The following is a 7,073-nucleotide window of genomic DNA, read 5'->3' on the forward strand; positions in this document are numbered from 1 at the left end:
GGCTGGTGGTCGCCGGGCCCCTGGCCCGCACAGCGGCCGATGCCGGGCTGCTGATGGACGCCATGGCGGACGAAGCGCTGGCCCGCGCGGCCTTCCCGGGGGAACCCGGTTTCCTCACCGCAGCGCTACGCGCCGAAGGGCGCTTCCGGATCGGCGTCAGCACCGACTCTCCGTTCGAGTCCGCCTACCCGCTGTCGCTGGAGCCGGAGGCGCGCGAGGCGCTGGACACCGCGGTGGAGCTGCTGCTGGGGCTGGGCCACGCGCTCGACGAGGCGGAGATCCGCTACGACAACCGCTACCCGGAGGCGTTTGCCACGGTGTGGACCTCCGGCCTGGCCCGGCTGGAGCTGCCGGCCGGCCGCGAACCGCAGCTCATGCCGCTCACCCGCTCCTTCCGCCGCCGGGCCCTGAAGCGCGGGCCGGAGGCGCTGCCGGACGCCTTGGCCGCGCTGGCGCGTTTCCAGGACGACACCCGGGCACAGTTCGGCCGGTACGACCTGGTTCTGACGCCCGCGCTGGCACAGACCCCCCGGCCGGTGGGCTGGTACACCGCCAACAGCGCGGACGTGGACTACATGCGCCAGTGCCAGTATTCGCCGTACACCTCGCTGGTCAACGTGTGCGGGCTGCCCGCCATCGCCGTTCCCGTCAGCACCACCGAGGAGGGCCTGTCCATGGGCGTCCAGCTGATCGGCAAGCCCGGCTCGGAGGCCATGCTGCTGGCCGCCGCCGCGCAGCTGGAGGGCGTGCGATGAATCCTGCAACCCCGGCCTGACCTGCGGTTTTGCTCTAACACGCGTCCCGGTCCCGGGCGCAGAATATGACATTTCATGTAGGGGACTGTCAGAATAGAACACCGTGAGCAATACCGTGCAGTCCGGGAATCCGCAGCCGGAAACAACAAAACAGTCCACCCAAACCGGCAAAACCTTCTTCGGGCATCCACGGATGCTGGCGAATCTTTTCTCCGTAGAACTCTGGGAGCGTTTCTCCTTCTACGGCATGCAGGGCATCCTGCTCTACTACATGTACTACTCGGTCGCCGAGGGCGGCCTGGGGATCGACGAGGGAATTGCCACCGGCCTGGTGGGTGCCTACGGCGGCGGCGTGTACCTCTCCTCGATCCTTGGCGCGTGGGTGGCCGACCGCCTCCTGGGGTCCGAAAAGGTCCTCTTCTACACCGGCATCATGGTCATGCTGGGCCACATCGCGCTGGCCCTGATCCCGGGCGGCGTCGGCCTGGCCATCGGCCTGATCCTGGTGGCCATCGGCTCCGGCGGCCTCAAGGCCACCGCCAGCTCGCTGGTCGGCTCGCTCTACAGCCTGAAGGACGACCGCCGCGACGCCGGCTTCTCCATCTTCTACATGGGCGTGAACATCGGTGGCCTCTTCGGCCCGCTGCTCACCGGCCTGGCCCAGGTGCAGCTCGGTTTCCACTACGGCTTCGGCCTGGCCGCGCTGGGCATGGCCATCGGCCTGACCCAGTACGCCCTGACCCGCAAGAACCTGCCCGAGGCCGCGCACCATGTGGCCAACCCGCTGCCCCGCGGCAACTACGGCAAGGTGGCCGCCGTGGCCGCGGCCGCCGTCGTCGTCATGGTGCTGCTGGTGGCGTTCGGCCTGGTGACCGCCTCGAACCTGGCCCCGATCATGGCCTGGCTGGCGATCATCGCCGCCGTGGCCTACTTCGTGGTGATCCTCTCCAGCAAGCAGGTCGACGCCGTGGAGCGCAAGCGCGTGTACGCCTTCATCCCGCTGTTCATCGCCTCCGCCGCGTTCTGGGCGCTGTTCCAGCAGCAGTTCACCGTGGTGGCCCTGTACGCGGACAAGCAGCTGGACCGCACGCTGGGCGGCTGGGAAATGCCGGCCAGCTGGGTGCAGTCCATCAACCCGGTCTTCATCATCATCTTCGCCGGCATCTTCGCAGCCCTGTGGACCAAGCTCGGCCCGAAGCAGCCCAGCTCGCCGCTGAAGTTCGCCCTGGGTCTGGTCGTGATGGGCCTGGCGTTCCTGGCGTTCATCCCGCTCACCGGCGGCGGCGCCAACTCCACACCGCTGCTGGCCATGGTCGGCATCCTGTTCCTGTTCACCATGGCGGAACTGTTCCTCTCCCCGACCGGCTCCTCGGTGTCCACCAAGCTGGCGCCGAAGGCCTTCCAGACCCAGATGGTGGCGCTGTTCCTGCTCTCCATCTCGCTGGGCACCACGCTGGCGGGCATCCTGGCCGGCTACTACGACCCGGCCAATGAAGCCCCGTACTTCGGCTTCATCGGGGTGACGGCGATCATCCTCGGCGTCGGCCTGGCCGCGGCCGTGCCGTCGCTGAAGAAGCTGATGGGCGGCATCCGCTAGGACGGACCTTAACGACGACGGCGATGCCCGGGCCGGGATTTCTCCCGCCCGGGCATCGCCGTCGTGAGGGGCCTTTCCCTCATCCGCTATTCAGCTCCGGCCCTTCTGAGCGTTCAGGAGGGCCGGTGCTGAATAGTCGGCGGGGTGAAGCGGGGGTAGCCGACCAGCGATGTACCGAGGCGCCGGCGGGACCTACGCTCCGGCGAAGATGCCGATGAAGAGCAGCAGGCACCAGATGCCGGCGACCGCGTAGCCCATGATCAGGCCGGCCAGCGCCATGCTGCGGCCGGCCCGTTCCTTGCCCAGCGCGATGTGGCCGAACACGATGGCCAGGACCTGCGGGACCAGCATGAAGCCGAACGTCACCACGGAGACGATGCCCAGCACCAGCGCCGCGATGCTCAGCCCCTTCGGCTCGGCCTGCGGCGTGTAGTACATCGGCTGGTTGTAGTCCGGTCCGCCGTACGGCTGCTGCCCGGTGTACGGCTGCGCGCCGGGGCCGGGCTGGTAGGCGTACGGGTTCGCCGCTTCGGGCAGCGGCGGCGGCTGCGGCACGGCCCGGCCTGCGTTGGGATCGGTGTACCACCCCGGATGCTTCGGGTCGTTAAAGGGCGGCCTGTTCTCCGTGCCGGACATACTGTTGATTCCCCCTGGGATTGATTCGCTGCTGCGCAGCTTCAGTGCTGTTTACCAGTCTAGGCGCGCGGGAAGATCGGGGCCATCGGGCCGGATCCGCCACCCGGTCGCCACGGATCGATAGTTTTTTGGCATGCTGGAGGGATGGCAAACCGTGCGGGCACAGTGGCCCTTCCCAGCGACCTTGTTGACCTGACCGCGCTCCGCGACGCGTACTTCAACGTCAAGCCGGATCCGGCCGACCCGTCCCAGCGCGTGGTTTTCGGCACCTCCGGGCACCGCGGCTCCAGCCTGAAGGCATCCTTCAATGAGGACCACATTGCCGCCATCACGCAGGCAATCGTGGAGTACCGCGCCGGGCAGGGCATCGCCGGACCGCTGTTCGTCGGCAAAGACACGCATTCCCTCTCCGACCCGGCCCAGGACACCGCCCTCGAGGTGCTGGCCGGAAACGGTGTGGCAGTGCTGGTCGATTCCCGCACCGGGTGGACCCCGACGCCGGCGGTCAGCCACGCGATCCTCACCCATAACGCCGCCCATCCGGACGCCCAGGCCGACGGCATCGTGATCACCCCCTCGCACAACCCGCCCGGCGACGGCGGCTTCAAGTACAACCCGCCGCACGGCGGCCCCGCCGACTCGGATGCCACCGGGTGGATTGCCGCCCGCGCCAACGAACTGCTGGAGGCGGGCCTGCGCGGCGTCAAGCGGATCACGCTGGGACAGGCCCGGTTCTCCGGGTCCATCGGTACGTACGACTTCCTGGCCGCGTACGTGGACGACCTGCCGAAGGTGCTGGACCTGGACGCCATCCGTTCCGCCGGCGTGCGGATCGGTGCCGACCCGATGGGCGGGGCCTCGGTGGACTACTGGGCCGCCATCGCCGAGCGGCACCGGCTGGACCTGACCGTGGTCAATCCGGCGGTGGACCCGCAATGGGCGTTCATGACCCTGGACTGGGACGAGAAGATCCGGATGGATTGTTCGTCGCCGTCGGCGATGGCCTCGCTGATCAACGCCGTGCGCGGCGGCGGCGCCGCCTTCGACATCGCCACCGGCAACGACGCCGACGCGGACCGGCACGGAATCGTGACCCCTGATGCCGGGCTGATGAACCCGAACCACTACCTTGCCGTGGCCATCGACTATCTCTACAGGAACCGGCCGGACTGGCCGGCCGGCGCGTCCGTGGGCAAGACGCTGGTGTCCTCCTCGATGATCGACCGGGTGGCGGCCGGCCTGGGCCGGCAGCTGGTGGAAGTCCCCGTGGGCTTCAAGTGGTTCGTGCCCGGGCTGCTCTCCGGGGAAGGCGTTTTCGGCGGCGAGGAGTCGGCCGGGGCCTCCTTCGTGCGGTTCGACGGCAAGCCGTGGTCCACCGACAAGGACGGCATCCTGCTGGCGCTGCTGGCCTCCGAAATCGTGGCGGTGACCGGAAACTCGCCGTCGGAACTGTATACGGGACTGACCGAGAAGTTCGGGGCGCCGTCCTACGCACGGATTGACGCGGCGGCGACCCGGGAGCAGAAAGCCGCGCTGGCGAAACTCTCCGCCGCCGACGTGGCCGCCACCGAACTGGCCGGCGAGGCGATTACCGCCAAGCTGACCGAAGCGCCCGGCAATGGCGCCCCGATCGGCGGGCTTAAGGTCACCACCGACAACGCGTGGTTCGCGGCCCGGCCCTCGGGGACGGAAGACGTCTACAAGATCTACGCCGAATCCTTCCGCGGCCAGGACCATCTGCGTCAGGTGCAGGCCGAGGCGAAGGCAATCGTGGACGCGGTGATCGGCTGATCATCGCCTGACAACGGAGGTCGGGCCGGTCCCGCCCGGCCTCCGCGACCGGGCGGGACGAGCAGGCACCGCCGTTCCGGCGGTAGGATGTCCCCCGGACATTCTCCCGCTGACTCCCCCGAAGAGGCCTCCCATGAGCACGCCTGCAAAATCTTCCCCGTTCCGTTGGGCCGTGCATGGCGACGGCAAGAACATTTCACCGGGCACGGTAGTGGGTCCCCAGGAGCGCCTCACCTGGCCGCGCACCATGGGCATCGGGGCCCAGCACGTGGTCGCCATGTTCGGCGCCACGTTCCTGGTCCCGCTGCTGACCGGATTCCCGCCGTCGACCACGCTGCTGTTTTCCGGCGTGGGCACCATCCTGTTCCTGATCATCACGGCAGGCAGGGTCCCCAGTTACCTGGGCTCCAGCTTCGCGTTCCTCGCCCCGATCGGCGCCGCCATGAACCAGCACGGAATGGGCGGAGCGCTCGGCGGCCTCGTCATGGCCGGCGCCTTGCTCTTCCTGGTCGGCGCGGTGGTGCACAAGGCCGGCACGCGTTGGATCAACGTGGTGATGCCGCCGGTGGTCACCGGCGCCATCGTTGCGTTGATCGGCCTCAACCTGGCGCCGACCGCCAAGCAGAACTTCGAGAAGGGGCCGGTGACGGCGCTGGTCACCGTCGTCGCGATCCTGCTCGTCACGGTGTTGTTCCGCGGGCTGCTGGGCCGGCTGTCCATCCTGATAGGCGTGCTGGTGGGCTACGTGGTGGCCATCCTGCGGGGCGAGGTGGATTTCTCCAGGATCAACGACGCGGCGTGGATCGGTTTGCCCGAATTCCACGCGCCGGAATTCCACATCTCCCTGATTGGGCTGTTCCTCCCCGTGGTGTTGGTCCTGGTGGCAGAGAACATCGGCCATGTGAAGTCCGTATCCGCGATGACCGGGCAGGACCTTGACCCCGTCACCGGCCGCGCGCTGATGGCAGACGGCCTGGCCACCGTGCTGGCCGGCAGCGGCGGCGGCTCCGGCACCACCACCTACGCCGAGAACATCGGCGTGATGGCCGCCTCCAAGGTCTACTCCACCGCCGCATACTGGGTGGCCGGCATTGTCGCCATCCTGTTGAGCTTGCTCCCGAAGTTCGGTGCCGCCATCGCCACCGTTCCGGTCGGCGTCCTGGGCGGCGCCGGCGTCGTGCTCTACGGCATGATCGGCATTTTGGGGGTGCGGATCTGGGTGCAGAACCGGGTGAACTTCGCCAACCCCATCAACCTCTCCGTGGCAGGGGTGGCCCTGGTCATCGGCATCGCCAACTTCAAGTGGGCGATAGGCGAGCTGCAGTTCGAAGGCATCGCGCTGGGTTCGGCAGCGGCACTGCTGATTTTCCACGGCATGAGCGCGGTAGCCCGCTGGCGTCACACCGAGCCCGTGGATTCCGTGGAAGACGAGGGCGTCAAGCCGTCGAAGCTCGGCTGACCGCCCGGCATGGCGGCCGCCTGGAGGGGAGGGCGTGCTCCGGGCCGCCGCGCCCTAGACCGTGGGGACGTCGGGGGCTAGCGTTGCAGCCATCTCTCCCGCGGCGTCCGGCCCGGGACGTTCACGAGGAGGAAAGCATGGCCAACCACGTCTACAACGTCACGGAAATTGTGGGTACGTCGCCCGACGGGATCGATGCCGCGGTCTCCAACGCCATCAACGAGGCCTCTAAGACACTGCGCAACCTCGACTGGTTCGAAGTGAAGTCCGTCCGCGGCCACCTCAACGAAGGCAGGATCGCGGACTGGCAGGTGACCATCAAGCTCGGTTTCCGGCACGAAAGCTGACCGACGCGGGCGGGGTCGCACCCGGTGTCCTGCGGACGTGGCAGGCTGTGCACGCATCCGCCGGGCCACGGTGGACGGGGCTGCCCGCCACTGGAAGCCGTCCTCGCCCATTGTGCCCGGGTCGATGCGGTGGTGTGCTTGATCCATGAGCCAGCCACGCGATGAAGACAAACTGCCCGACGACGAGCATCTGCGCGACGACATCGGCGCCCCCGAACCGGAGAACGACTCTGCTGCCACGTTCGACGGCGAGCACTTCACGTCCAGCCTGCTCAACGCGGGGCAGCGCGTACCGGGCCTGAGCCCGGACGGCGAATACCGCCAGAGCGAGGACCCGGAGCACGAGAACGAACCCGGACAGGACGGATTCGTTCCCCCCTCCGCCCCCACCGGGGGATAGCAGGCGGGCACGATTTCCCAGACGGCCATCACCTCGTACATGCGCCGGCCGAAGAGATATGTGCCCACCCGTCCTTCCAGATCGTTGA

Annotated in this window: 7 protein-coding genes; 6 read left to right on the top strand and 1 reads right to left on the bottom strand. The window is 68.2% G+C overall.

The genetic code is table 11. The features are described from left to right. Positions 1-755: amidase family protein (locus tag AC5RV2_RS12765; protein ID WP_494092633.1), on the top strand; the 755-nt coding region annotated here is incomplete at its 5' end. A 103-nt stretch (positions 756-858) separates the two neighbouring features. Then, on the top strand, positions 859-2,352 hold the full coding sequence (locus AC5RV2_RS12770) for a peptide MFS transporter (RefSeq protein WP_494065425.1): 1,494 nt from the start codon (positions 859-861) through the stop codon (positions 2,350-2,352). A 192-nt stretch (positions 2,353-2,544) separates the two neighbouring features. On the opposite strand, the gene AC5RV2_RS12775 is transcribed toward AC5RV2_RS12770, so the two are convergent. Next, on the bottom strand, positions 2,545-2,988 hold the full coding sequence (locus AC5RV2_RS12775) for a DUF4190 domain-containing protein (RefSeq protein WP_494092634.1): 444 nt from the start codon (positions 2,986-2,988) through the stop codon (positions 2,545-2,547). A 144-nt stretch (positions 2,989-3,132) separates the two neighbouring features. Between AC5RV2_RS12775 and pgm the strand changes: the two genes are divergently transcribed. From pgm to AC5RV2_RS12795, 4 genes are all read left to right on the top strand, one after another. Beyond that, positions 3,133-4,779 carry a phosphoglucomutase (alpha-D-glucose-1,6-bisphosphate-dependent) gene (gene pgm, locus AC5RV2_RS12780; protein ID WP_494092635.1) on the top strand — a complete coding sequence of 549 codons (1,647 nt, stop codon included), beginning with the start codon at positions 3,133-3,135 and terminating at the stop codon, positions 4,777-4,779. A 133-nt stretch (positions 4,780-4,912) separates the two neighbouring features. Further along, on the top strand, positions 4,913-6,238 hold the full coding sequence (locus AC5RV2_RS12785; RefSeq protein ID WP_494092636.1) for a uracil-xanthine permease family protein: 1,326 nt from the start codon (positions 4,913-4,915) through the stop codon (positions 6,236-6,238). A gap of 137 nt (positions 6,239-6,375) precedes the next feature. Further along, on the top strand, positions 6,376-6,585 hold the full coding sequence (locus AC5RV2_RS12790; protein WP_494065421.1) for a dodecin: 210 nt from the start codon (positions 6,376-6,378) through the stop codon (positions 6,583-6,585). A gap of 145 nt (positions 6,586-6,730) precedes the next feature. Further along, on the top strand, positions 6,731-6,985 hold the full coding sequence (locus tag AC5RV2_RS12795; protein WP_494092637.1) for a hypothetical protein: 255 nt from the start codon (positions 6,731-6,733) through the stop codon (positions 6,983-6,985). The last annotated feature ends 88 nt before the right edge of the window (positions 6,986-7,073 follow it).

Source organism: Arthrobacter sp. Y3225116, assembly GCF_059091245.1.